Origin of the sequence: Nocardia sp. FBN12 (assembly GCF_050320175.1) — a bacterium.
Taxonomy (GTDB): domain Bacteria; phylum Actinomycetota; class Actinomycetes; order Mycobacteriales; family Mycobacteriaceae; genus Nocardia.
The window spans coordinates 6,059,284-6,084,479 of sequence record NZ_CP190048.1; the positions used below are offsets into that span (position 1 = coordinate 6,059,284).

A 25,196-nucleotide genomic window follows, 5' to 3' on the forward strand; every position below is an offset into this window, starting at 1 on the left:
AGCGCGTCAGCGCTCCAATAGACACAGCAAGGTCCAGCCCCCCGGGCCCGGTTTTACCCGTTGTCGTCCCCTACCGAACCTCGGCAGACCCAACTACCTCGGACACCTTCGGCAACGCGACCTGTGTCGGCTTCAACCGCCCACGCAACGTGACAGTCTCCCCGAGCACCCAATGCGCAGATTCCGAATCATCCGCAGCCGCAAGAGTGGTAGCCGAGCTGAGCAACCGCTCGTCGTGCTGCTTGGACAGCTCGCAGAGTCGCGCAGCCTCGTTCACAGCATCACCGATCACCGTGAACTCGTACCGATTGTGCGTGCCCACATTCCCCGCGACCACCCGCCCGGCCGCCACCCCGATCCCCGCGTCGAGGTCGGAGGCATCCCGCAACCTGCGCTGGATCGCCCGCCCACACGACAGCGCCGAACCAGCCAGATCATCGAGCGGAGCAGGCGTTCCGAACACCGCCAGCGCCGCATCCCCCTCGAACTTGTTCAGCAGCCCACCGTGGCGCTCCACCTCATCGACGACAATGTCGAAGAACCGGTTCAGGATCCCGACGATCTCGGGCGCGGGCAGCGTGGCCGCCATCGTGGTCGACCCGATGATGTCGATGAACAGCGCCGCCGCCTCGGTCTCGGTGCCACCGAGCACCGGCTGGGAGGCGATCGCCGCCATCGCCACGTCGTGACCGACATGCTTGCCGAACAGGTCCTCGATCATCGCCCGCTCGCGCAGCCCGAGCACCATCCGGTTGAACCCGCTCTGGAGTTCGCCCAGCTCGGTGCCGTCGTAGAGGGCGATCTCGGCGTCGAGGTCACCGTTCTCGACGCGGCGCAGCGCCTGCCGCACACCTTTGATCGGTGCCACCGTCGCCGCGACGACCTGGGCCATCAGGATCAACCCGAACAGCAGGGCCGAGCCGCCGAGGCTGAGCATGCACACCGCCAGCCTGGCCTTGCTCACCGCCGGATCGGCCAGCGCCCACACCGCCACCGTCATCGTCAGCGCTACCGGCACCCCGACGCCGACGAACCACGACAGCATGGTCCGGCCGAACACGCCGATGCCGCGGCGGCGGTGTGGGTCGGCCGCCAGCACGCGCGCGGTCACCGGGCGCAGCGCGAATTCGATGATCAGATAGCTGTTGGCGCACACGACGATCGCGGCCGCGCCGATCGCGAGGAAGACCTTGGGGATCAGCGCGGGCTCCAGCACGCCGTAGACCACGGTGAGCACGGTCAATGTCAGCGTCCACAGGATGGCCTGCTGCAGCACCATCCAGCGCGGCGCCGACACCGTCACCTGCTGTTCGGCCGGCGTCGGCACGTGTTCGGGATCGGTGGCCCAGCGCATCGACCGCACCCCGGCCACCGTGCCCCACACGGCGCCGCCCGCCAGCGCGAGCCCCGCGCACAATGGCGTGAAAACGCTGTTCACCAGCAGTAATTGCCGGGTGAACACCGTCGGTCCCGGCAGCACGAAGCCTGCCAGCACCACCACCATCGCGATGCCGATCAGATTGGCGATGAGCAGCGGAACGGTGAGCAACAACTGCACCCGAACGCGCCGGACCGTCGACTTCTCGTCGACTGGTCCGAGCAGCGGCGAGCCCCACGGCGCTGATCTCGCCGCGCGTGCCGGTCCCTCGCGGTTGATCACCACCGAACTGTAAACCGGAGGATCCCGAATCGGCCATAGAGTTGCGCAGGTCACTGTGCGAGTCGGGTGGCTATACCAACAGGTCGTACTGGTTTTTGTGACCATCCACCGGTCGGTGGGCCGTGGCGGTGTCCACATTCGTATTCGGTGTACAAGTGTCCACTCAGTGCTGAGATGGCGAGTCGTCTCGGGTGCGCTCGCGGCGTCAGCGTTGCAGCAACCGATCGACGACGGCGCGGTAGCGGGCGGGTTCGAGCTGCGGCAGGCCGAGCAGGGCGCGCAGATATACCCCGTCGCCGACCAGGCGGATGGTGTCGGCGCGGACTGGGTCGGCCACCTCGGTGTCGAGGTTCTCCGACCAGGCCGCCATCACAGCGTCGAGCGCGCGCTGCACCTCATCGGGTTCGTTGCCCGCCGAGGCGTCGATGGTGCGCATGGTCGCCAGCAGTGAGCGGTAGAGGGCGAGTTCGACGGCGTCTTCCGGCGCGGTCGGGTCGGGTGTCTGCAGGTACCACTCGGCGATCGACGTTCCGCTCGCGCTTGCCTCGTCGAGCTGGTCGCGAGCGCGGTCGCCGAGCCGCTGCACCAGTCCGACGAGCAGCGCGTCTTTGCTTTTGAAGTGATAGAGCAGCCCACCCTTGGACACGCCCGCCGCCGCGGCGACATTGTCGAGGGTCATCTGGGCGGTGCCGCGTTCGAGCAGCAGGGTTTCCAGGGCGTCGAGGATGCGGTCGCGGGTGCCGGGGCTCACGCCGATCACTGTACCGTCTGGACGGTTTCTCTGTTACTGTACCGTCTGGACGGTTTACCAACCCGAAAGTCGAGAAACCGATGAACACCCCCACCGTGCTGACCCCACCGCGCGCCACCCCGCGTGAATGGGCCGGACTCGGCGTCCTCGCCCTTGCCCTGCTGCTGCTCGCCGTCGACGCGACCGTGCTCGACCTGGCCGTGCCCGCGATCAGCGCCGACCTCGCGCCGAGCACGCCACAACTGCTCTGGATCATCGACGTGTACTCGTTCGTGCTCGCCGGTCTGCTGGTCGTGATGGGCAATCTCGGCGACCGGATCGGCAGGCGCAGGCTGCTGCTGATCGGCGCCGTCGGCTTCGGCGTCGCCTCGGCCATGGCCGCGTGGGCGGTCTCGCCGGAGATGCTGATCGCGGCGCGCGTGTTGCAGGGCGTCGCCGGTGCCACGCTGATGCCGGCCACGCTGGGGCTGATCCGCTCGATGTTCCAGGACGCGCGTCAGCGCACCATCGCGATCGGCGTGTGGAGCGCGATGGCCGGCGGTGGCGCCGCGGCCGGTCCGCTGGTCGGCGGCTGGCTGCTCGAGCACTTCTGGTGGGGCTCGGTGTTTTTGGTGAACCTGCCGGTCATGCTGGTGCTGCTGGCGCTCGCGCCGCTGCTCATCCCCGAATCACGTGACCCGAACCCGGGCCGATTCGACGCGCTCAGCGCGCTGCTGTCCATGCTCGCGCTGGTCCCGGTGGTCTACGCGGTGAAGGAGACCGCGGCACACGGCCCGACGGTGGGCGCGCTGCTCATCGGCCTGGTCGGTGTGGTCTCGGCTGTGCTGTTCGTGCGCAGGCAGCGTCGCCTGACCGATCCGATGCTCGATCTGCGGCTGTTCGAGTTGCCGAGGTTCCGGGTGGCGGTGTTCACCAACCTGCTCGCGGTGTTCGCCCTGGCAGGCGTGCTGTTCTTCGGATCGCAGTATCTGCAGCTGGTGCTCGGGCGCTCACCGTTGGAGGCGGGTCTGTTGATGCTGCCCGGGCTCGTGGCGAGCGTGTTCGGCTCGCTGGCGGCGGCCTTTCTCGTGCGGCGCTGGCGCGCGGCGGTGGTCCTGGCCGGTGCGCTGGTGGTCACGGCCATCGGCACGGCGGCCTTCCTCGCCGTCGACGCTGTGCGCGGGGCCGATGCGTTCGTGCTCGGTTTCGTCGGCATCGGGCTCGGCGCGGGCGTGGCGATGACGGTGGCCGCCGATCTGGTCGTCGGATCGGCACCGGCGGAGCGTGCCGGTGCGGCCGCGGCGATCTCGGAAACCGCTTACGAGACGGGTCTCGCGCTAGGTGTCGCGTTGCTCGGCAGCACGGTGATGGCGATCTTCCGGCGCGGGCTGGATCTGTCCTTGCTGCCCGAGGACATGGTGGCAACCGCCTCGGGCTCACTGAGCGGCGCCGTCGAGGTGGCTGGTGATCTACCCACCGCAGTGGCCGAGGAGTTCCTGTCGTCGGCGAACCAAGCGTTCGTCAGCGGCATCCACCTGACAGTGGTGGGCATCGTCGCGGTCCTGTTGTTCGCCGCATACAGCGCCCTGCGCGCGAAGACAACGCCGAGCTGACCGGCCTCGGCACACCCGACCGGGGCAACACAGCCCCGGTCGGGTGACCCCGGTCTACCCGTCGCAGTCACTACCGAGCAGGCGGCAACTGCCGACGACTACCCGGCAGCTCATTCGCATTACCGCCCGCAATCTCCCCATACCCCTCCGCGTCCGGCAGACCATTCCCCTGCCCCGCGGGCAACGCGGTGTAGTTCGGCGCCGACTGATACTGACGCGGATCCGGGTGGAACCGACTCGATGGCGCATCGACCACATTCGACGCGATCTGCTGCGCGTACGGCTGCTGCGGGTAGGCGCCGGGCGGCAGGAACCCCTGCGCGGGCTGACCCTGCACCTGATATCCCGCCGGAACCTGCTGCTGCGCCGCGGAATCCTGAGTGTCGACGGTGACCTTGCGGGTGCGCCGCAGCGTGAAGGTCACCTCTTCGACCTCCTCGAACGCCTGTCGCGCGGTACGCATCGGATGGGTGGCCGAGTCGAAGGCGTTGGCGACGAAGGCGGGGACCAGCGGGCGGATCCAGCGGGCGGCGGTGTCGGTAAACGGCACCGTTCCGATGATCGGCAATTCCAAACCGCCACCACTGGTGGGTGCGGGCGCTGGCGGCTGCTGGGTGGCGGGGACGAGGTTCCCGGCGGTTCCGGCGGGCAGCGCGTGCTTGGCGTATCCGGCGGGCAGCTGCGATGTCACGTTCGGCTCCAGAGACACGGAGTCGTCCTTTCGATGCGGCTCGGCGAAACCGAGCTCGAAACCGCCGATCGCGGCGATGATCCTGGTGCGCTGACGTTCTCGGTCGATCACGGTATCGGCTTCGATGGCCAGTTGCGCGGCGGTGAGCTCGTGTTCGGCGCGCAACGCGGCCGTCTCGGTGCGGACCTCGGCGCGTTTCACGGCGATGGCGGCGTCGGCTTCGCGCTGGGCGCGGTCGGCCATGTCGGCGGCGTCGACCCGGCGGTCGAGCGAGGTTTCCCCGCGCCACCAGCGCAGCAACAGCGGCAGCAGGGCCAACGCGACCCCGGCGAGAAGAATGAGCAAGCGCAGCGCGGCGCCACCCGCGTGCGAGCCGGTGTAGCTGTTCATGGCCAGCCAGCGGGCACCGAGTCCACGGTCGCCCTCGGCGACAGCGGTGATCCTGGCGGCGGCCAACGCGGCCGACTCGGTGCGAACCCGCTGGTCGAGGCCCTCGATGCGGCCCTGCGCGGTGGCGAGCTGCTTGCGGGCGTCGTCGAGCATGTCGTTGGCGGTCTGGGTTTCCGGACCGCGTCCCGGTACCCCGGTGATCCTGGTCTGCGGGCATTCGGGAGTGGGGTTGTACTCGCACCGGGCGATCACCAGTGCCCGGTCGATATCGGCCTGCGACTTGGCGATGCTCAGGTCGAGCGCGCCGCGGTCGGCGGTCGCCAGATCGAACGAGGTGCGCGCGGCCACCACCGCGGGGGCGTTCTCGGCGCTCACCTGGGCCCGCACATCCAGCTCCCGGTCGACGGTCCCGCCGAGCAGCACGGTGGCGGCGAGTTCGGCGACGAAGACCCCCGCCAGCACGCCGACCCCGATCCGGGCCGCGATGCCGAACCGATCGTCGTCGGCACCGGGACGAGCGGTGGCCAGGGCTCGCCCGAGTGCCCCTGCGGCCCCCACGATGACCAGCGCGAACAGCGCCGCGCCGAACCCACCGACATCGGCGGCAAGCAGGGCGGACAGACACACCAGACCGGCGATCACCGCGAACAGCGATACCGCGGCACCGGTGACGAGATAGCGGCCCTGTTCATGGCTGAGAGCCAGGTCGGCACCCGTTTCGGGATCCCGGCGCCGAGGCGAGGCGAGGCCTCCGCCGAGCCAGGTGAGTAAGCCGGTCATGAATTCTCCCCGGGTCGTGCGCTCCACTGGGCATGGCGAAACTGGTAGGTAGGGCGAAACTGGCATTGATTCGTTGTGCCAGCGTGACAGGCCCGGCGCCGACACACCGAGTGCCGAGGTGGTGCTTGTGGTCAGCCTCACAATCCAGGTGACCAGGTATCGCGTGGGCGGCGATATTTCCGGGCCGACCTCGGCGTGTCGTGCGCGGCGAGCCGGGCCGCATCGCCATCGATGCCCGATTTGTGTCGAACAACACTGCCAGAAGTTAGCCAGCGATGTGCTGTGGCACACATAACGCTATACAGACCGTACGGTCGGCTGACTGGCGTGCTCGTGGGGACCCGTGTCGGGAATATCTCACCGCCCACACCCCCGGTTAGCGGAGGCGGGAGGTTTGACCAGGGCAATCTCAGGGAAATCTGCTGCGGTGCAGGTGAGTTCAGCTTTCGGCCCCGTGCCGATGGCTCATCGGAGTCTGTTCGTCGACAGTGTTCACGCAGGTAGACGTGGGTTGTCCGGGATCGATCCGGTCCCCGGTCTGCTTTACACTGGACGACGCGCGCGACGATGCAAGCGGCCGTTACAAACCCCAGCTAGACGGGTTACTTAGCACAACCTTAGTTGGTTGGGTCTGCGGTCTGACTTATCGTTTGCTCTTACGCCGAACGCACCCATGTTCGGCCAACCACCTGTTCGAGGTCCGGTGAAACCGGGCCAAGAGTAGCGGGTGAAACCCCGCGCAGAGGTAAGGGAGAAGTAAGCATCCCGTTACCTCTGAGCACCCCAACTACGTCAACGCCGCAAACCACCACCGTCGCTGGTTTCGGATCGTACGGACGCAGTCTTGACGGAGGCGAAACGACGAAGGGCCCACGCTCAGCTTGCTGGGTGGCCGACATCGACAGCCGACTTTCTTGAAGGCAGAGGCATGACGCAACTTCCTGGCCACAGGTCACCCGGAGTCACCGGGCTCTACGATCCGGCTTTCGAGCACGACGCTTGCGGCGTCGCGTTCGTAGCCGACATGCATGGACGACGCAGTCGAGACATCGTCGACAAGGCCATCACGGCCCTCCTGAACCTGGAGCACCGCGGTGCTGCGGGTGCCGAGCCGAACTCCGGCGACGGCGCGGGCGTCCTGATCCAGCTCCCGGACAAGTTCTTCCGCGCGATCATCGCCGAAAGTGCCGCTCCCTTCGAGTTGCCGCCGGAGGGCTCCTACGCCTCCGGTATCGCCTTCCTGCCGCAGGCCCGTCGCGAAGCCGCGCGTGCCGCCTACGGCGTCGAGAAGATCGTCACCGAAGAGGGCCTGGCCGTGCTCGGCTGGCGCGAGGTGCCGATCGACGAGTCCTCGCTCGGCGCGCTGGCCCGCGACGCCATGCCGACGTTCCGGCAGATCTTCATCGGTTCGCCGAAGAACTCCGACGAGGAGCTGTCGGGCATGGACCTGGAGCGCCGCGCCTACGTGATCCGCAAGCGGATCGAGCACGAGCTCGGCAAGTCCGGCCCCGGTGAGGGCACCGTCGGCAAGGAATCGGTGTACTTCCCGAGCCTGTCCGGCCAGACCTTCATCTACAAGGGCATGTTCACCACGCCCCAGCTGCGTGCGTTCTACCTGGACCTGCAGGACGAGCGCGTCGAGTCGGCCATCGGCATCGTGCACTCGCGCTTCTCCACCAACACCTTCCCCTCGTGGCCGCTGGCGCACCCGTTCCGCCGGGTGGCCCACAACGGTGAGATCAACACCGTCACCGGTAACGAGAACTGGATGCGCGCCCGTGAGGCGCTGCTGCGCAGCGACGTGTTCGGCAAGGACGAGGCGGGCAAGGACCGGCTGCAGAAGATCTTCCCGGTCTGCACCCCCGGCGCCTCCGACACCGCGCGCTTCGACGAGGTGCTCGAACTGCTGCACCTCGGCGGTCGCGAACTGCACCACGCCATCATGATGATGATCCCCGAGGCGTGGGAGCGTAACGAGAACCTCGACCCCGAGCGGCGCGCGTTCTACGAGTACCACTCGATGCTGATGGAGCCGTGGGACGGCCCGGCGGCGGTGTGCTTCTCCGACGGCACCAAGATCGGCGCCGTGCTCGACCGCAACGGTCTGCGCCCCGGTCGCATCTGGGTCACCGAGGACGGTCTCGTCGTGCTGGCCTCCGAGGTCGGCGTGCTCGACATCGACCCCGCCACCGTGGTCCAGAAGATCCGCCTGCAGCCGGGCAAGATGTTCCTGGTCGACACCGAGCAGGGCCGCATCGTCACCGACGAAGAGGTCAAGTCGGAGCTGGCCGCGGCGCAGCCGTACCAGCAGTGGCTCGACGAGGGCGTCAGCCGCATGGCCGACCTGCCCGACCGCCCGCACGTGCACATGTCGCACGACCGCGTGCTGATCCGTCAGCAGATCTTCGGTTACACCACCGAGGACCTGAACCTGCTGATCACGCCGATGGCCAAGACCGGCGGCGAGGCACTGGGCTCGATGGGTACCGATACGCCGATCGCGGTGCTGTCGAACCGGTCGCGTCTGCTGTTCGACTACTTCTCGCAGCTGTTCGCGCAGGTCACCAACCCGCCGCTCGACGCCATCCGCGAGAAGGTCGTCACCAGCCTCAAGCGCAACATCGGCCCCGAGGCCGACCTGCTGCACCCCGGCCCCGACTCCTGTCGCCAGATCGCGCTCGAACAGCCGATCCTGGACAACGACGAGCTGGGCAAGCTCGTCCACATCAACGACGACGGCAGCCAGCCGGGCCTGCGCTCGGTGGTCGTGCGTGGTCTGTACCCGGTCGCCGAGGGCGGCGAGGGTCTGCGCAAGGCACTCGCGGCCATCAACACCCAGGTCTCGGCCGCCATCGACGGTGGCGCGCGCATCATCGTGCTCTCGGACCGCGAGTCGAACGAGAAGCTGGCGCCGATCCCGTCGCTGCTGCTCACCTCCTCGGTGCACCACCACCTGGTGCGCGAGCGGACCCGCACCATGGTCGGCCTGGTCGTTGAGGCCGGTGACGCCCGCGAGGTGCACCACATGGCCCTGCTGATCGGTTTCGGCGCCGCCGCGATCAACCCGTACATGGCCTTCGAGACCATCGAGGACATGCTCGAGCGCGGCTCGCTGCAGATGCCCGGCTCGACCGGCGACCACACCGCCGACTTCCGCAAGGCCGTCGCGAACTACTGCACCGCGGGCAGCAACGGCGTGCTCAAGGTGATGTCGAAGATGGGCATCTCCACCCTCGCCTCCTACAACGGCGCCCAGCTGTACCAGGTCATCGGCCTCGGTCAGGACCTGGTCGACGAGTACTTCACCGGCCTGCGCTCCCCGCTGGGCGGCATCGGCCTCGACGAGATCGCCGAAGAGGTGGCCGTGCGCCACCGCGTCGCGTTCCTGGAGAACCGCAACGAGCGCGCGCACCGCGAGCTCGAGGTCGGCGGCGAGTACCAGTGGCGTCGTGAGGGCGAGTACCACCTGTTCAACCCGGACACGGTGTTCAAGCTGCAGCACGCGACCCGCACCGGCCAGTACTCGATCTTCAAGGAGTACACCAAGCTGGTCGACGATCAGTCCGAGCGCCTTGCCGCGCTGCGTGGCCTGTTCAAGTTCAAGTCGAACCAGCGCGCCTCGATCTCCATCGACGAGGTCGAGCCCGCCAGCGAGATCGTGAAGCGTTTCTCGACCGGTGCGATGAGCTACGGCTCCATCTCCGCCGAAGCGCACGAGACCCTCGCGATCGCGATGAACCGCATCGGTGCCCGCTCCAACTCCGGTGAGGGCGGCGAGAGCCCCGCTCGCTTCGAGGTCGAGGACAACGGCGACTGGCGCCGGTCGGCGATCAAGCAGGTCGCGTCGGGCCGCTTCGGCGTCACCGCGCACTACCTGACCAACGCCACCGACATCCAGATCAAGATGGCCCAGGGCGCCAAGCCGGGCGAGGGCGGCCAGCTGCCCGCGCACAAGGTGTACCCGTGGGTCGCCGAGGTGCGGCACTCCACGCCGGGTGTGGGTCTCATTTCCCCGCCGCCGCACCACGACATCTACTCGATCGAGGATCTGGCGCAGCTGATCCACGACCTGAAGAACGCGAACCCGCAGGCTCGGATTCACGTGAAACTTGTCGCGGAGCCGGGTGTCGGCACCGTCGCCACCGGTGTGTCCAAGGCACACGCCGACGTGGTGCTCATCTCCGGCCACGACGGCGGCACCGGCGCTTCGCCGTTGACCTCGCTCAAGCACGCCGGTGGTCCCTGGGAGCTCGGCCTGGCCGAGACCCAGCAGACGCTGCTGCTCAACGGTCTGCGTGACCGCATCGTGGTCCAGGTCGACGGTCAGATGAAGACCGGTCGCGACGTGATGATCGCCGCCCTGCTCGGCGCAGAGGAGTTCGGTTTCGCGACCGCGCCCCTGGTGGTCTCGGGTTGCGTCATGATGCGCGTGTGTCACCTCGACACCTGCCCGGTCGGCATCGCCACCCAGAACCCCGTTCTGCGCGAGCGCTTCACCGGCAAGCCGGAATTCGTCGAGAACTTCATGATGTTCATCGCCGAGGAGGTGCGTGAGCTGCTCGCCGAGCTGGGCTTCCGCACCCTCGACGAGGCCGTCGGCCGGGTCGACCTGCTCGACACCGCCAAGGCCAAGCAGCACTTCAAGGCCGCCAAGCTGGACCTGTCGCCGATTCTGGACATGCCGGAGACGGCGTTCATGAACCAGAACACCCGCTGCACCGGCACCCAGGACCACGGTCTGGACAAGGCGCTGGACAACGAGCTGATCGCGCAGAGCGCCCCCGCGCTCGAGCGTGGCCAGGCGGTGAAGATCGACACCAAGATCACCAACGTGAACCGCACGGTCGGCACCATGCTCGGCCACGAGGTGACCAAGCTCTACGGTGGCGCGGGCCTGCCCGACGACACCATCGACATCACCTTCACCGGTTCGGCGGGCAACAGCTTCGGCGCGTTCGTCCCGGCCGGCATCACGCTGCGGGTCTTCGGCGACGCCAACGACTACGTCGGCAAGGGTCTGTCGGGTGGCCACATCGTGGTCCGCCCGTCGGCTACCGCGCCGGAAGCCTTTGTCGCCGAAGACAACATCATCGCGGGCAACGTGATCATGTTCGGCGCCACCAGCGGTCGCATCCTGATCAACGGTGTCGCGGGCGAGCGCTTCGGTGTGCGCAACTCCGGTGCCACCGCGGTCGTCGAGGGTGTGGGCGACCACGCGCTCGAGTACATGACCGGTGGCCGCGTGGTCATCCTCGGTGAGACCGGCCGCAACCTCGGTGCCGGAATGTCGGGCGGTGTCGCCTACTTCTACGACCCCGAGGGCAAGCTGCCCGGCCGGGTCAACCCGGATCAGGTCGACGCGATCGAGCAGCTCTCCGGTGACGACTTCACCTGGCTGCGCGACATCATCGCCACCCACCGTGACGAAACGGGATCGGCTGTGGCCGAACGCATCCTGAGCGATTGGTCCCAGCAGGTGAACCACTTCGTGAAGGTCATGCCCCGCGAATACAAGAAGGTTCTACTCGCGATCTCCGAGGCCGAAAAGGCCGGCAAGGATGTCGATACCGCGATCATGGAGGCGGCTCGTGGTTAGTCAAGGAGTTCTAAAGATGATGTCGACACCGCACAGTGATTCTTCGGGGGCGGCACGTGGCTGACCCACAGGGATTTTTGAAGCACACCTCGAGGGAAACCCCGGCCCGTCGCCCGGTCGAGCTGCGTCTGCTCGACTGGAAAGAGGTCTACGAGGAGAAGAAGTTCTCCCAGGACACCTTGAAGACCCAGGCCAGCCGCTGCATGGACTGCGGAATTCCCTTCTGCCACCAGGGCTGTCCGCTCGGGAACCTGATTCCCGAATGGAACGACCTGGTCTACAAGGGCGCGTGGCGCGAAGGCATCGACCGCCTGCACGCCACCAACAACTTCCCGGAGTTCACCGGCCGCCTGTGCCCGGCTCCGTGTGAGGCGTCCTGCGTGCTCGGCATCAACCAGGAGCCGGTCACGATCAAGCAGGTCGAGGTCGAGCTCATCGAGAACGCCTTCGACGAGGGCTGGGTCACCCCGGTGTACCCGACCCGTCTCACCGGCAAGAAGATCGCCGTCGTCGGCTCGGGTCCGGCCGGTCTGGCCGCCGCCCAGCAGCTGACTCGCGCCGGTCACACCGTGACCGTGTTCGAGCGTGACGACCGCATCGGCGGCCTGATGCGCTACGGCATCCCGGAATTCAAGATGGAGAAGTCGGTCATCGACCGTCGTCTGGCCCAGATGGAAGCCGAAGGCACCATTTTCAAGGCTGGCGTCAACGTGGGTGTCGACATCACCGCCGAGCAGCTGCGTGAGCGTTTCGACGCGATCGTGCTCGCCGGTGGCGCCACCATCGCCCGCGACCTGCCGATCCCCGGCCGCGAGCTCGACGGCATCCACCAGGCGATGGAGTTCCTGCCGCTGTCCAACCGGGTGCAGCTCGGTGACGACATCGCCGACTCCGACGGCCTGCCGCCGATCCACGCCAAGGGCAAGAAGGTCATCATCATCGGCGGTGGCGACACCGGCGCCGACTGCCTCGGTACCTCGCACCGCCACGGCGCCGAGTCGGTCCACCAGTTCGAGATCATGCCGCGTCCCCCCGAGGAGCGCGCGGGCTCGACCCCGTGGCCGACCTACCCCCTGATGTACCGGGTCGCCTCGGCACACGAAGAGGGCGGCGAACGTCTGTTCTCGGTGAACACCGAGCGTTTCGTCGGCAAGGACGGCAAGGTCACCGGTCTCGACGCGCACGAGGTCAAGATGGCCAACGGGCGCTTCGAAAAGGTCGAAGGCACCGACTTCACCCTCGAAGCCGACCTGGTCCTGCTGGCCATGGGCTTCGTCGGCCCCCAGAAGCCGGGTCTGCTCACCGATCTCGGCGTCGGCTACGACGGTCGCGGCAACGTCCAGCGCGACAAGAGCTGGGCCACCAACATCCCCGGCGTCTTCGTCGCCGGTGACATGGGTCGCGGCCAGTCGCTCATCGTCTGGGCCATCGCCGAGGGCCGCGCCGCCGCGTCGGCCGTCGACAAGTACCTCGAGGGCGAGACCGCGCTCCCCGCGCCGATCCCCCCGACGGCTGTCGCCCAGCGCTGACCGCTGAAGCACCAAGACGCCCGCAGGCTTTCGAGCCTGCGGGCGTTCTTTTTTGTCATTCCCCCCACACGAGGTGGTTACGGTGGCGGATCCGTACGCGTTGCCGGATACCTGCGGGTTTGCGGGGAATGTGCGTAGGGGGTGAACGGGGAAGGGGTGCAAGGGGTTCGGTAGGTCGGCAAACGACGTGGCCGATCTACGGTGCAGCACATAGACTTTCCGTGTCGAGGTGTACGGGAAGATCCGAGGGGGAGCTGTGCCGTTGCCGCCGGAAGCGTTGGCGAACCTGCGCCGCGCCGCAGAGCGTGGTGACGGTACCGCCATGCACAATCTCGCCCACTTCTACCATGACCACAGCGATTTCGAGGCCGCCGAGCACTGGTTCCGGCGCGCCGCCGCCGCGGGGCATACGCGCTCGATGAACAACCTGGCTGTGCTGCTCGATCAGTTCGGTGAACTCGACGAGGCCGAATCCTGGTACCGCCGTGCGGCCGCCGCGGGCAATGCCAACGCCATGTTCAATCTGGCCACCATGCTCTACCAGTGCGGTGACCGCCGCGACGCCGAAACCTGGTACCACCACGCCGCGATGGCAGGCCACGTCGACGCGATGTACAACCTCGCCCGCCTCTTCGAGGATCATCACCGCCTCGACGACGCCGAGGCCTGGTACGGCGAGGCCGCCGACCACGGCGACATCGACGCCGTCAACAACCTGGGCATCCTGCTGCGCCGCCGCGGCGCCACCACCGAGGCCCGCCGCTGCTTCCGCCGCGCCGCCGACCTCGGCCACCCGCGTGCCATGGCAAACCTGGCCGCCCTCCTGGAATCCCTAGGCGCCCACCGCGAAGCGGAAACCTGGTACCGCCGCGCCGCCGGCTGACCGACCCGCCGAACCTCTCTGCGGGCCACGTTCCCCGGAAAGACGCATGTCGCCACCCGTGCACACAGCCTGGGCCGGGTATCCCTGGGATGTCTCTACCCAAAGGGGCCCGCCCCGATCTGGACTGACCGGAGGGTGCGACGAAGGAGTACCCGGAGGGAGGGAAGATCGGGGCCACCAGGGGCCCCGCTCGAGCGCGCCAGCGCTCCAAACACACTGCGAGGTCTGCGAAGTAGGTGGATTCGATATTCGCGCGAAGATCGCTGGCGGGTGAAACAGGCGAGTGATCACCGGTTATAGCGGGACGTAGCGAACGAGCGTCGAAGTTACCCAAAAGTAGTGATACCGAGTGGTTTTCCAGCAACCATCAGCAAACATATTGTGCGGCAGCAATTTTCCGGCGTTCGAGATGCGAAGAATAGCGGGGAGGTATAGCGTCTCTTTTCGTTCGATAGTCGATAGCGGTTCGGGGGCGCGGTGAATTCTCTTGATGGGTGTTTGAAACGCATCATGGATATCCCCGGGGCGCGCAGTGTGACGCTGGTGGACGGGGCGAGCGGCTTGGCTGTCGCCAGTGCGGGCGAGCACAAGGGCATCGACGAGCACGAGGACGCGGCGGGGACCACGGATGTGGTGCGGGCGGCACTCCGATGCCAGGCGCTGGGGAGCGCCGACGACGACCTCACCGAGATCGTGGTGTGCCGGACCAGCGGATTTCACCTCCTACAACTGGTCGACGGCGATTTCGACGGCCGGCTGTTCGTGCACGTCGTCTTCGACAGCGGGACAGGCAATCTCGGGATGGCGCGCTACCAACTCCGGTCGGCATTGGCAGAATTGACGGGCGGGGGCAGATGAGTGCCGCGCTCGCCGATACCTTGCATCGGCTCGGCGAAGAGGGCTCGACCGGCGTATTGCGCGCCGGTGACGGTGAATTCCACTTGGTCCGAGGCACTATCGCGTCGGTCGGCTGCCGGCGCACCATCGGACTCGACCGGCTGGTGGTCGAAGCGGGTGTAGCAACGGCGGAGGATTGGCGTCGCGCGGGCGCGGGCGACCCGGGTGAGCTGCTGGATCAACCGCAACTGGAAACCCTCGCACTGCTGTCGGTTTTCGACGCTGCCTACTTTTTGCTGACCTCCCCGCCGGGTGAGCCGGAATTCCGCCCCGCGCCCGAACATTGGCTGGCCCCGGTCTGCCACATCGCCCCTCGCGCGCTTGTTCACGAATGCGAACGCCGCACCGGCAACGAGCACGGACCGTGGTCGGCCGACCTCGTCACCACGGTCCCGGTGGTGCCCGCGCGCCGCATCAAGCGAAACCAGGTGGTACTCACCGGAAGTCAGGCCGAGATCCTCGCCGCCGCCGACACCCGCCGCAGCATCGCCGACATCGCCCGCGACCTGGGCCGCACCACCTACGGCTGCCTCGTCGCCGTGTGCGAGCTCACCGCGGCAGGCTTGCTGGAGCCGCCGGAACCCGTCATCGCGGCGGAACCCGTCATCGCGGCAGAACCCGCGCAGCGTGCCGGTCGACATCTCGCGCTCGCACCGGAACCGCAAGGCGAGACCCCCACACACGTGCCCGCGCTACCGCGACGGATCCCGTCCGGTAACGCGGGACCGGCCGGTTCCCATCGCCGGGGATCGGGCGAACAACCGGGCAGGCACGCGATCGACGAGGAAGCGACCGCGACCGCCCACTACCGCGGAACCCACGCCAGCGCCTACGAACCCGACCGCTGGCAACAGGTGGACCGCGAAACACTCATCCGGCTCAGGGCGGCGTTGGAGGAGCTTGCGTGACCGTGCGGAAGAAGCTGCTCGGTGAATGGAGGGGAAGGTTGACCAAGCCGGCGATGACCGCGCCCGAACCGAGGGCGGCGCAACACTATCCGGAGGTGCTGGCCGAGCTGAAGGCGTTGCGCGAGCGACTACCTCAGCTCATCGGCTCGCTCGTGGCGTCCAGCGACGGACTGCTCATCGAACACGACCTCCCCCCACAGATCGAACCCGCGGGCATGGCCGCGCTGTCGGCCGCGCAGTTGTCGTTGTCGTATCGACTGGCGAACACCGCGCACGGCGGCGGGTTCAGCGAGGTCGTCGTGCACGGCACCGAGGGGCAGGTGGTGATCTACGCCGCCGGTTACACCTCGCTGACCGTGCTCGCGGGACCCGAAGTGAATGTCGGTCGGCTCCACCTGGAGTCGCGACCGGTAGCTCGTGCCATCGCCGAACAGCTGGCGGCGGCGCACAACGATTGAAAGGCACAACATGTCGAATATGGATCTGGCTCTCAAGGACATGATGGTGATCGACGGCGCGGTCGGCGCCGCGATCGTCGACTACAGCAGTGGCATGGCGCTCGGGATGCTCAGCAGCACCAAAGCACTGGACCTGCAGGTCGCCGCGGCGGGCAACACCGAGGTGGTGCGGGCGAAGATGCGCACCATCGAGCAGCTCGGCCTCAACGAGGAGATCGAGGACATCCTGATCACACTGGGCTCGCAGTATCACCTGATCCGCCCGATGACGGGCCGCAAGTCCAAGGGGCTGTTCCTGTACCTGGCGCTCGATCGCGGCCGGGCCAATCTGGCGCTGGCGCGGCACAAGCTCAAGGGCATCGAAGAAGACCTGGAGGTGTGAGTTTCGCGAACGGGGGGTGTGTCGGCGGTGACGCGCCGCCGACATCCCAGCTCTCCAGTGCGCGGATGCTGTGCGACCAGTCACCGGATCGAGAGGTCATGTGGCACGGGACGGCTCGGACGCCTATTGTGATTCGCGGCGAGGTCTGGGGCCACAACGTCAGTATTCGGGGTTGCTCTCCTAACGACGAGCAAGGGTGAACTGGAGCGGTATGCAGTTGAAGAAGGTTGTCGCGGCTCTGGGAGCGTCCGCGGCGATGATGTCCGGAATTGTTGTCGGCAGCTCGAGCGCCAGCGCGGCGCCCGCCTGCCCGAGTCTGTATGTGGTCGCCATTCCCGGCACCTGGGAAACCGGCCACGAGAAGACCCCTGGCCCCGGCATGCTCGCCGGTGTCACCAGGGGCCTACCGAGCAACACCGACGTCGACTACGTCACCTATGCCGCCACCGCGTTCCCCTGGGAGGGCGATGTCTACGGCAATTCCAAGAAGCAGGCGGTCGACGCCGCCCGCGGACTGATCAGCGAAAAGCTGGCCTCCTGCGGTAACACCAAGGCCGCGCTCGTCGGCTACAGCCAGGGTGCCGACGCCGCAGGCGATCTCGCGGCCGAGATCGGCACCGGCATCAGCCCGATCCCGCAGGACCGGGTCGCCGCCGTCGGCCTCATCTCCGATCCGCGCCGTTCGCCGACCGATATCCAGGTCGGGCCGTATGCGCCTGGCGCGGGTGCCGGTGGTGCCCGTCCGGGCGGGTTCGGTTGGTTGAGCGACCGCACGCGCACGATCTGCGCTGTCGACGATCTGTACTGCGCTACCGCCACCGACGACTTCGTGACGCGGTTCGCGGGCTTCCTCGCGCAGAGCTCGGATGCGAATCCGGCCAATCTCTGGCGCTACCAGCTCGAGGCAGGCGCGATTGTGAACGACCTGATGTCGTTCGGTGGGATCCCGACGCTGGGGGCGCAGCTGACGGACGCGGCCAACCAGAAGCGGGCCAAGGACCTGGAGCAGTTCTACCGGTCGCAGGCGCACACGCTGTACGGGAGTTACTCGGTGGGTGGCGGGCAGACGGCCATCACCTGGATGCACAACTGGATCGCTCAGCAGGCCTGAGTAGCTGTGTGAAGGGCCCGGTATCGCTTCGGCGGTGCCGGGTTCCTTTGTGTCCGGGCCGGTTCAGGGCGTGGTCCGGGACAGAGCCCGGGGCAACAGGGTCCAGACGTGGGCGTTCTCGTTGATGGTGGCGGCCGTGCGGGTGCCGGTGCGGGAGTAGAGGATGCGGGTGATCGAGCAGTAGTCGATCGGGAAGGTGAGGGGACGGGAAAGGCCGAGGATGTCCGCTAGGAGGACGTTGATGACGCCGCCGTGGGCGAAGGCGACGACTGTGTCGGTGGGAGCTGTTGTGGCCACGAGGTTTTCGATGGCGGTCAGTACTCGCTGAGTGAAGGCGGGGCCGTCGATTTCGAGCGGGAGGTGGCCTGCTTTGATGCGGGCGTAGGCCTCGGCGAAATCGGTTTTCGCATCCTCGATGGGGATGTAGGCGGGCAGGTCGCGGTCGTATTCGGCGAGGTCGTCGACGATGTCGATCGGTAGGTCGCGGGCGGTCGCGGTGGGGAGCGCGGTGTCGCGGGCGCGGCGCTGGGGGCTGCTGACGATGCGGGTGATGTCGTGGGGCGCGAGCGCGGCGGGGACGCGGTCGGCTTGGCTCCGGCCGATGTCGGTGAGGCCGGGGTCGGCGGCGGTGGTGTCGCCGACAACGCGTTCGGGCTGGGCGTGACGCACGAGTATCAACTGCACGTCCAACACTCTGCCCTATCCGCCGGCGACTACGGCTCGGGGTCGATCTCCTCGTAGCCGAAACGTCCACACCCGGTCGCGAAAGGCCCCTCGGCGAACAGATGTTCGTTCGAGGACTCGCGGGATGCCTCGTCATCGACCGGGTATCGCCGCGAGTCCTCCGCTCAGGTCAGGGCTGGCCGTAGGGCGGCTGTCCACCCTGCGGGCCGTACGGCGGCTGCCCACCCTGCGGGCCGTACGGCGGCTGCCCACCCTGCGGGCCGTACGGCGGCTGCCCACCCTGCGGACCGTTGAACGGCGGCTGCCCACCGTTGTACGGCGGCTGGTCGTTCTTCTTCTTGTTCTTGAGCAGGTAGATCCCGCCCACGATCAGCACCACGACGATCAGGCAGCAGATGCCGCCGATGATCAAGCCGGAGTTGTTCTTCTTTTTCTTCTTCGCCGCGAGTTCGGTCACGGTGTTGACAGCGTCCGAACTCGCCAGGGTGTCGAAGCTGCTGGTGAACAAGTGCGGATCGACGAGAGCGGCCGTGGTCAGCAAGTCCAGATACATAAAGTCCCATCCCGATGTGTTGGTGGCCCGGCATCCTCCCGGTGCCGGAACTCCGAGAGTAACGGTGGTTTCGCCACACAGAGCAGTAGTTGATCGCGAACGCGTCGCGACCCGTTTACACCTGTACCCGTTTTCATCGCGGTTTCACCAACGGGAACGGCAGCGTCTCGCGGATGCTGCGTCCGGTGATCAACATGACCACCCGATCCACGCCCATGCCGAGCCCGCCGGTGGGCGGCATCGCGTGTTCGAGCGCGGCCAGGAAGTCCTCGTCGAGTTCCATCGCCTCCGGATCGCCGCCCGCCGCGAGCATCGACTGTTCGGTGAGTCGGCGCCGCTGTTCCACCGGATCGGTGAGTTCGCTGTAGGCGGTACCCAATTCGACGCCCCAGGCCACCAGGTCCCAGCGTTCGGCCACCCCCTCGATGCTGCGGTGCGAGCGGGTGAGGGGGGAGACCGAGGTGGGGAAGTCGAGGTAGAAGGTGGGGTAGGTGGTCTGTGCTTCCACCAGGTGCTCATACATTTCCAGCACCACTTGCCCTGCGTCCCAACCGTGTTGGTAGGCCACGCCCGCCTCGTCGCACAGTTCGCGCAGCCGGTCCAGCTCGGTGCGCGCGGTGATCTCGGTGCCGATCGCTTCCGAGACCGCGCCGTGCACGGTTTTCACCCGCCACTCGCCGGAGATGTCGACCGTCTCGAAGCCGTTCGCGGTGGGTCGCAGTGCCACCTCGGCGCCGTTGGCCGCCATCGCCGCGTGCTGGATCAGCCGACGGCACAGGTGCATCATCTGCAGGTAATCGCTGTGCGCCTCATAGGCTTCCAGGATCGTGAACTCGGGATTGTGGCTGAAGTCGACACCTTCGTTGCGGAAGGTCCGGCCGAGCTCGAACACCTTCTCCATGCCACCCACGCACAGCCGTTTCAGGTACAGCTCGGGCGCGATGCGCAGGTACAGGTCGAGGTCGTAGGCGTTGATGTGGGTACGGAACGGGGTCGCGTTGGCGCCGCCGTGTACCTGCTGCAGGATCGGCGTCTCCACCTCGAAAAAGCCCCAGGCGTGCAGCGAATCGCGCAGCGAATGCAGTACCGCGCTGCGCTTGGCCATCACCTCGCGGGTCTCGGGGTTGATCGCCATGTCCACATAGCGCTGCCGGACCTTGGCCTCCTGATCGGCCAGCCCACGCCACTTGTCGGGCAGCGGATGCAGGCACTTGCCGTTCATCCGCCAGTCCTGCGCGAGCAGCGAGAGCTCACCGTTGCGGCTGGTGCCGAGCTGCCCGCTCACCTCGATGAGATCGCCGAGGTCGAAGAATTCGGTGAACTCGTTGCTGCGATCGGCGCCGACCCGTTCGCGGTCGATCAGCAGCTGGATCTCGCCGGACCAATCGCGCACCAGCACGAAGATCACGCCGCCGTAATCGCGAATGCGCAAGAGCCGACCCGCGATTCGCACCGTGGTGCCCTTGGGGCAGCGTCTGGCCTCGGCGATGTCGTGGGTCGGTGGGTAGGCGACGGGGTAGGCGTCGATGCCCGCCGCGGTGAGCCGGTCGAGTTTGTCCAGGCGCACCCGCACCTGCTCCGGCCTGCGCGGACCCTGCTCGGCGTCGGTGCCCTCCGGCGCGTCCGGCGCGCTGCCGTCGGGGTGCAGGCCGGTGATCGTGGCGGGGACGGCGGTCTCGGTGCCGGTGTGGACGGCCGCGTCGGGGGCCTTGCCGAGGCGCGGCAGGAACCCTTCGGCGAGCCCGCTCGCCGTGGCGACCCGTGGCAGCTGCCTGCGTTCCTCGAACAGGAAGAACCGTGGCACCCAGCGCGGGTGGTACTTCACATTCGACCGGTACAGCGCCTCGAGCTGCCACCAGCGCGAGAAGAAAAGCAGCACACCGCGCCAGGCCCGCAGGATCGGTCCGGCGCCGATCCGGCCGCCCTCCTCGAACACCGAACGGAACACCGCGAAGTTCAGCGACACCTTGGTGATGCCGTACTGGTCCGAGGTGAGGGCGAGCTGCGAGATCATCAGCTCCATCACGCCGTTCGGGCTCCGCGGGTCGCGGCGCATCAATTCCAGTGAGACTCCGGTGCGGCCCCACGGGACGAGCGAGAGCATGGCGTGCACGCGGTCGTCGTGATCGATGGCCTCGACCAGCAGACAGTCACCGTCGAGCGGGTCGCCGAGGCGGCCGAGCGCCATCGAGAAACCGCGCTCGGTCTCGGTGTCGCGCCAGGCGTCCGCGCGGGCGACGATCTCGGCGAACTCGGCGGCGGGGATGTCGTGGTGCCTGCGCACCCGCACGCCGAGACCGTTCTTGCGCAGCCGGTTCGCGGCCTGGCGCACCTGTTTCATCTCCGGGCCTGCCAGCGAGAACGTGCGGGTGTCGAGGATGGCCTCGTCACCGAGTCGCAGCGCCGACAGACCCGCCTGGCGATAGGCGGTGGCGCCGAGTTCGCTCGCACCCATCACCGCGGGCTGCCAGCCGAACCGGTCGGCCTGCTCGAGCCAGGCCTGAATCGCCTGCGGCCAGCCCTGTTTCGGGCCGATCGGATCGCCACTGGCCAGGCACACACCCAACTCGACCCGATAGGTGATGGCGGCCTTGCCGTTCGGCGCGAACACCACCGCCTTGTCGCGGCGGGTCGCGAAGTAGCCGAGCGAGTCCTCCACGTCGCTGCTCGCCAGCAGCCCGCGGATGGCGGATTCGTCGAGGCCGGTCATCGCGTTGTCGGCGCGTTGCGAGCGCAGCAGCACCACCACCGCTGCCAGCAGCGCGAGCGCGCCGAACAGGCCGAGCAGGAAGTTCACCCAGGCTCGCGGGTGCCCGTCGAAATGCTCGTTGTTCACCAGCACGGCCGCGGTGACCCGATACACCGACCACAGCGGACGCTGCACGCCCGCGGGCAGCGAACCGGGGAACAGTTCGACGAGCCCCCAGCCGACCAGGCAGCCGAGGGCGAGCCCGGACACCAGTACACCCAGCGCCTTCCACAGCGCCCCTGGCCGAACCCGGGTGTAGAACTCCTTGCGCGCGGCAAGCAGTATCCCGATCACCACCACGTGCACGATGAAGGCGACCAGCGCGTCCACATCGTCATCGGCGAAGAAGTCCAGGATGTTCGCCACCGCGTACAGCAGCAGATACACGACCAGCAGCCACCAGGCGATCCGCTTGCGGGCCGCGGTCGCCCCGGCGAGCAGGCCGACGACCAAGGCCCACACGAGGCTGGTGTCGGGGGCGTCGAAGTAGTAGGTGTCGACATAATGCCGTGGCACCTGCGTGAGAATCCGGAGACTGGGCGAGAGACTCCACAAGAACAACAGCACCGCGAACCCGCCGAGCATCAATCCGGCGATGTGCGGTACCTCGGACAACTTGCCGTGCGCGCGATGAGGCACCGGCGTGCGGTCCTCGACGATGGGGTGCTGCTCGGCCTGCGTGGAAGTCACCGATCCAGTGTGCGTCCATCCGGGCCCGATCCGGGTGGGAGTCGCTGCGGCGTGTTCGTCACCGGCCGGGGCCGGTTGCGACCGGTTTCTCGCGGTGGAGTAAGTATTAGCGCATGTCGGAACCAGTTGATGTGCCGATCGATGACGTTGTCATCCGGCTCGGGCAATTCCTGAAACTGGCCAACCTGATCGATTCGGGTTCCGAGGCCAAGACCGTGATCGCGCAGGGTTTGGTGCGCGTCAACGATGAAGTGGAGTTACGTCGGGGGAGGCAGCTCGAGATCGGCGATGTCGTTCTGCTCGCCGGGAACAAGGTACGGGTGTCCGCGGGCTGACCCTCGGACACCCGCGTCGCCTCAGTCCTCGGCGCGAACGACCACGCCGTCGGAGTCGCTGTAGAGCATTTCGCCGGGGACGAAGGTGATGCCGCCGAATTCGACAGGGACGTCCTGTTCGCCGGTGCCGGTTTGGGTGCTCTTGCGGGGGTTGGTGCCAAGGGCCTTCACGCCGATTTCGAGGGTCCGCAGGATGGCGGAGTCGCGGACGGCGCCGTTGACGATGACGCCGGCCCAGCCGTTGTCCACGCCGCGGCCTGCGATGATGTCGCCCACGAGGGCGGTGTGGACGCTCGCGCCGCCGTCTACGACCAGCACCTTGCCGTCGCCGGGGGTGCTCAGGGTCTGCTTGACCAGCAGGTTGTCCTGGAAGCAGCGGATCGTGGTGATCCGGCCCGCGAATTCGGCGCGGCCGCCGAACTGGATGAACTGCGTATCGCAGCTACGGATCTCGGGGCCGATCTCGTCGGCCAGATCGGCGGTGGCCACAACATTCGCTGATTCGGTCATGGTCGATATTGTGTCAGGCCTGATCGGCATGTGACTTTTCGATCTCGCGAACGAGCGAGTCGGTGGTGTGCTGGACGGCGATCTTCACGAACGGCTCGATGGTCTTGCTCAGCACCTTGCCCGCGATGCCGCCGCCGACGGAGAAATTGATATCCGCGTCCACCGTGCACGCGATCTCACCCTTGGGGATGAAATTGAAGGTCGCGACGATCTCGATGCCCTTGATCGACTTGGTGGCGATCAACCGGCCCTCTTCCCAGCCGACGACCTCGATACGCGAGGTCAGCGAGGCGGGGCCGAGCTTCATCTTCCCGTCGAACTTCGCGCCGAGACCGTCGGTCTGCGCGGTGACAGGGGTGAAGGATTCGATGCCGTACCAGAACTTCGGCAGATTGCGGTAGTCGTTGACGAACGCGAACGCTGCTTCGGCGGGCGCGGCGCAATCTTCGGCGATCCTCACTTCGGTCATGCCGATCACTGTAATCGGTACCCATTCGGTGAAATGGCGCTCGACGCCGAACGTGACCGAGACGACTAAGCGGTGACTGCCAAGGTCGCTGCCAGGCCGAACGCTACTGCCATTCCCAGCACTTCGATTGTCGCGTTACGCAGGGAGATCTCGGCGGTGACGCGGTGGTCGGCGGCTTTGCGGACCCAGGTTCGGCGCCACCACCAGCCGAGGGCGACCAGGGCGCACAGGATGGTGAGCTTGGCCAGCAGGATTCGTCCGTAGCCCGTGGTCAGTAACGGGGTGATGCCGTCGAGTCGTACCAAGCCGTTGATCAGGCCGGTGACCGCGACAACGGCGACCAGTGGAGCCGCGATCGTCGAATAGCGGGGGAGGGTGGCGGCCCATTCGCCGCGGGTGCGCAGGGTGAGGACCATGGCGAGGAGCAGGCCCAGCCAGCAGGCGGCGGCCAGTGCGTGGATCGCGGCCAGGACCGAGCCGAGCATCTGCTGGGACATGTGCCCGGTGATCGGGCGCAGCGAGAGCGCGACCGCGGCGAAGACCAGGACCAGGTCGGCCGATGCGGTGTCGGGGCGGCGGAAGGACATGGCCGCGTAGCAGGCGATCGCGCCGGTGCAGAACAGGATCGCGATGCCGATCTGGCCGCCACTGAGCCGGCCGAGGAAAGTGGTGAAGTCGCTCGCGTCGAGCTGGGTCACGGGGACGCCGACGATTTCAGCGGCCTCGCAGACGAGCACGGTGAATTCGGCGGCGAACCAGACCCCGGCGAGGGCGGCCAGTGGGCGCCAGGTGATCGTGAGGCGGTCGTTGAGCCGGGGCAGCGCGGCCAGACCGAGCACGACCGCGCCCGCACCGTCGGCGAGTACGCGCGCGAACGCCACCAATGCGAACCCGCCGGTGTGGCGCAGTATCCAGGCCAGCACCACCCCGGCCAGCGCCGCGACGACGACCGGCACCAGGACTCGCCACTGCTTGCGCGCAGCACGGGGTGCCCGGCGACCGGTCGTCATCGTCGACTACTTCTTGCGACCGGACCGGCCGCCGAGCAACGCCACCGCGAGACCGGCACCGAACAGCACTACGCCGCCGGCGACGAACACCCACACGGGCACCCCACCGTCGCCGCCGTCGTCGGTCTTGTCCTCACCCGGACGTGCGCCGGGGGTGCCGGTGCCTGCCTTGCTGAGCGTGAAAGTCCTTGTCCCGCTGACGGGATGACCGTCGGCCGAGGTGACCCGGAACGCGATCGTGTACTCGCCGACCGGCCCGAGCTCACCCACTTCCACACTGACACTTCGTCCTTCGACGAGCGCCTTGCCCTTGGACCACAACTTGCCGTCCGGCCCGACCACGGTCAGCGACGGAAAGTTCTGCTGCAGTTCCTCATTGAAGGTGACACTGGCCCGCGCCGGTCCGGCCTCGACCGTCGAGCCGTTCTCGGGAACGCTGCTCACCGCACCCGAATGCGCGCTCGCCGTACCCGCCGCCGCGAAAGCGCAGGCGAACAGCACAGCCAGTAAGGCGACCAGCATCTTTCTCGGCGTGCGCCGCCGCACCGGGTTATCCACGGCAGCAACG

General features: G+C 67.4%; 20 protein-coding genes. 10 read left to right on the forward strand and 10 right to left on the reverse strand.

The window, feature by feature from the left end:
• Positions 1-70: 70 nt before the first annotated feature.
• Both ACQHI0_RS28615 and ACQHI0_RS28620 read right to left on the reverse strand, forming a co-directional pair.
• Positions 71-1,660, reverse strand: coding sequence for an adenylate/guanylate cyclase domain-containing protein (locus ACQHI0_RS28615; RefSeq protein WP_427904863.1), 1,590 nt, complete (start codon positions 1,658-1,660; stop codon positions 71-73).
• A gap of 205 nt (positions 1,661-1,865) precedes the next feature.
• Positions 1,866-2,411 (reverse strand): TetR/AcrR family transcriptional regulator, encoded by a 546-nt coding sequence (locus ACQHI0_RS28620; RefSeq protein WP_427904864.1) that lies wholly within the window; start codon positions 2,409-2,411, stop codon positions 1,866-1,868.
• A gap of 80 nt (positions 2,412-2,491) precedes the next feature.
• Between ACQHI0_RS28620 and ACQHI0_RS28625 the strand changes: the two genes are divergently transcribed.
• On the forward strand, positions 2,492-4,003 hold the full coding sequence (locus ACQHI0_RS28625; RefSeq protein ID WP_427904865.1) for an MFS transporter: 1,512 nt from the start codon (positions 2,492-2,494) through the stop codon (positions 4,001-4,003).
• A gap of 70 nt (positions 4,004-4,073) precedes the next feature.
• On the opposite strand, the gene ACQHI0_RS28630 is transcribed toward ACQHI0_RS28625, so the two are convergent.
• On the reverse strand, positions 4,074-5,864 hold the full coding sequence (locus ACQHI0_RS28630; protein WP_427904866.1) for a DUF4407 domain-containing protein: 1,791 nt from the start codon (positions 5,862-5,864) through the stop codon (positions 4,074-4,076).
• A 928-nt stretch (positions 5,865-6,792) separates the two neighbouring features.
• On the opposite strand from ACQHI0_RS28630, the gene gltB reads away from it, so the two are divergent.
• The 8 genes from gltB to ACQHI0_RS28670 all read left to right on the forward strand — a co-directional run bounded on the left by gltB (position 6,793) and on the right by ACQHI0_RS28670 (position 17,628).
• Complete coding sequence (gene gltB, locus ACQHI0_RS28635) at positions 6,793-11,460, forward strand: glutamate synthase large subunit (RefSeq protein ID WP_427904867.1); 4,668 nt, start codon at positions 6,793-6,795, stop codon at positions 11,458-11,460.
• Between the two features lie 56 nt (positions 11,461-11,516).
• Positions 11,517-12,989: a glutamate synthase subunit beta gene (locus tag ACQHI0_RS28640; protein ID WP_427904868.1), complete on the forward strand. Its 1,473-nt coding sequence runs from the start codon at positions 11,517-11,519 to the stop codon at positions 12,987-12,989.
• A 256-nt stretch (positions 12,990-13,245) separates the two neighbouring features.
• Positions 13,246-13,872 (forward strand): tetratricopeptide repeat protein, encoded by a 627-nt coding sequence (locus ACQHI0_RS28645; protein WP_427904869.1) that lies wholly within the window; start codon positions 13,246-13,248, stop codon positions 13,870-13,872.
• A 510-nt stretch (positions 13,873-14,382) separates the two neighbouring features.
• Positions 14,383-14,730 (forward strand): hypothetical protein, encoded by a 348-nt coding sequence (locus ACQHI0_RS28650; protein ID WP_427904870.1) that lies wholly within the window; start codon positions 14,383-14,385, stop codon positions 14,728-14,730.
• Positions 14,727-15,677 carry a hypothetical protein gene (locus ACQHI0_RS28655; protein ID WP_427904871.1) on the forward strand — a complete coding sequence of 317 codons (951 nt, stop codon included), beginning with the start codon at positions 14,727-14,729 and terminating at the stop codon, positions 15,675-15,677. Before ACQHI0_RS28650 ends, ACQHI0_RS28655 begins: the two co-directional genes overlap by 4 nt.
• Positions 15,674-16,135 carry a roadblock/LC7 domain-containing protein gene (locus tag ACQHI0_RS28660; RefSeq protein WP_427904872.1) on the forward strand — a complete coding sequence of 154 codons (462 nt, stop codon included), beginning with the start codon at positions 15,674-15,676 and terminating at the stop codon, positions 16,133-16,135. Before ACQHI0_RS28655 ends, ACQHI0_RS28660 begins: the two co-directional genes overlap by 4 nt.
• Before the next feature lie 10 nt (positions 16,136-16,145).
• The gene (locus tag ACQHI0_RS28665; RefSeq protein WP_427904873.1) at positions 16,146-16,517 is read left to right on the forward strand and encodes a hypothetical protein; all 372 of its coding nucleotides are present in this window, start codon (positions 16,146-16,148) and stop codon (positions 16,515-16,517) included.
• A 211-nt stretch (positions 16,518-16,728) separates the two neighbouring features.
• Entirely contained in the window at positions 16,729-17,628 is a 900-nt protein-coding gene (locus ACQHI0_RS28670; RefSeq protein ID WP_427904874.1) for a cutinase family protein, read from the forward strand.
• A gap of 63 nt (positions 17,629-17,691) precedes the next feature.
• Here ACQHI0_RS28670 and ACQHI0_RS28675 read toward each other — a convergent pair whose 3' ends face one another.
• The 3 genes from ACQHI0_RS28675 to lysX form a co-directional block, all read right to left on the reverse strand.
• Positions 17,692-18,312 carry a histidine phosphatase family protein gene (locus ACQHI0_RS28675; RefSeq protein ID WP_427904875.1) on the reverse strand — a complete coding sequence of 207 codons (621 nt, stop codon included), beginning with the start codon at positions 18,310-18,312 and terminating at the stop codon, positions 17,692-17,694.
• Between the two features lie 169 nt (positions 18,313-18,481).
• Complete coding sequence (locus ACQHI0_RS28680) at positions 18,482-18,865, reverse strand: hypothetical protein (protein ID WP_427904876.1); 384 nt, start codon at positions 18,863-18,865, stop codon at positions 18,482-18,484.
• Between the two features lie 133 nt (positions 18,866-18,998).
• Positions 18,999-22,304 (reverse strand): bifunctional lysylphosphatidylglycerol synthetase/lysine--tRNA ligase LysX, encoded by a 3,306-nt coding sequence (lysX, locus tag ACQHI0_RS28685; RefSeq protein WP_427904877.1) that lies wholly within the window; start codon positions 22,302-22,304, stop codon positions 18,999-19,001.
• Positions 22,305-22,417: 113 nt separating this feature from the next.
• On the opposite strand from lysX, the gene ACQHI0_RS28690 reads away from it, so the two are divergent.
• The gene (locus ACQHI0_RS28690) at positions 22,418-22,639 is read left to right on the forward strand and encodes an RNA-binding S4 domain-containing protein (protein ID WP_427904878.1); all 222 of its coding nucleotides are present in this window, start codon (positions 22,418-22,420) and stop codon (positions 22,637-22,639) included.
• A 21-nt stretch (positions 22,640-22,660) separates the two neighbouring features.
• Here the strand turns inward: ACQHI0_RS28690 and rraA are convergent, their stop codons facing one another.
• The 4 genes from rraA to ACQHI0_RS28710 all read right to left on the reverse strand — a co-directional run bounded on the left by rraA (position 22,661) and on the right by ACQHI0_RS28710 (position 25,150).
• On the reverse strand, positions 22,661-23,149 hold the full coding sequence (gene rraA / locus ACQHI0_RS28695; RefSeq protein ID WP_427904879.1) for a ribonuclease E activity regulator RraA: 489 nt from the start codon (positions 23,147-23,149) through the stop codon (positions 22,661-22,663).
• A gap of 13 nt (positions 23,150-23,162) precedes the next feature.
• Entirely contained in the window at positions 23,163-23,618 is a 456-nt protein-coding gene (locus ACQHI0_RS28700) for an SRPBCC family protein (RefSeq protein WP_427904880.1), read from the reverse strand.
• 65 nt (positions 23,619-23,683) lie between these two features.
• The gene (locus ACQHI0_RS28705; protein ID WP_427904881.1) at positions 23,684-24,628 is read right to left on the reverse strand and encodes a CopD family protein; all 945 of its coding nucleotides are present in this window, start codon (positions 24,626-24,628) and stop codon (positions 23,684-23,686) included.
• A gap of 6 nt (positions 24,629-24,634) precedes the next feature.
• Positions 24,635-25,150 carry a copper resistance CopC family protein gene (locus tag ACQHI0_RS28710; protein ID WP_427909335.1) on the reverse strand — a complete coding sequence of 172 codons (516 nt, stop codon included), beginning with the start codon at positions 25,148-25,150 and terminating at the stop codon, positions 24,635-24,637.
• Between the last annotated feature and the right edge of the window lie 46 nt (positions 25,151-25,196).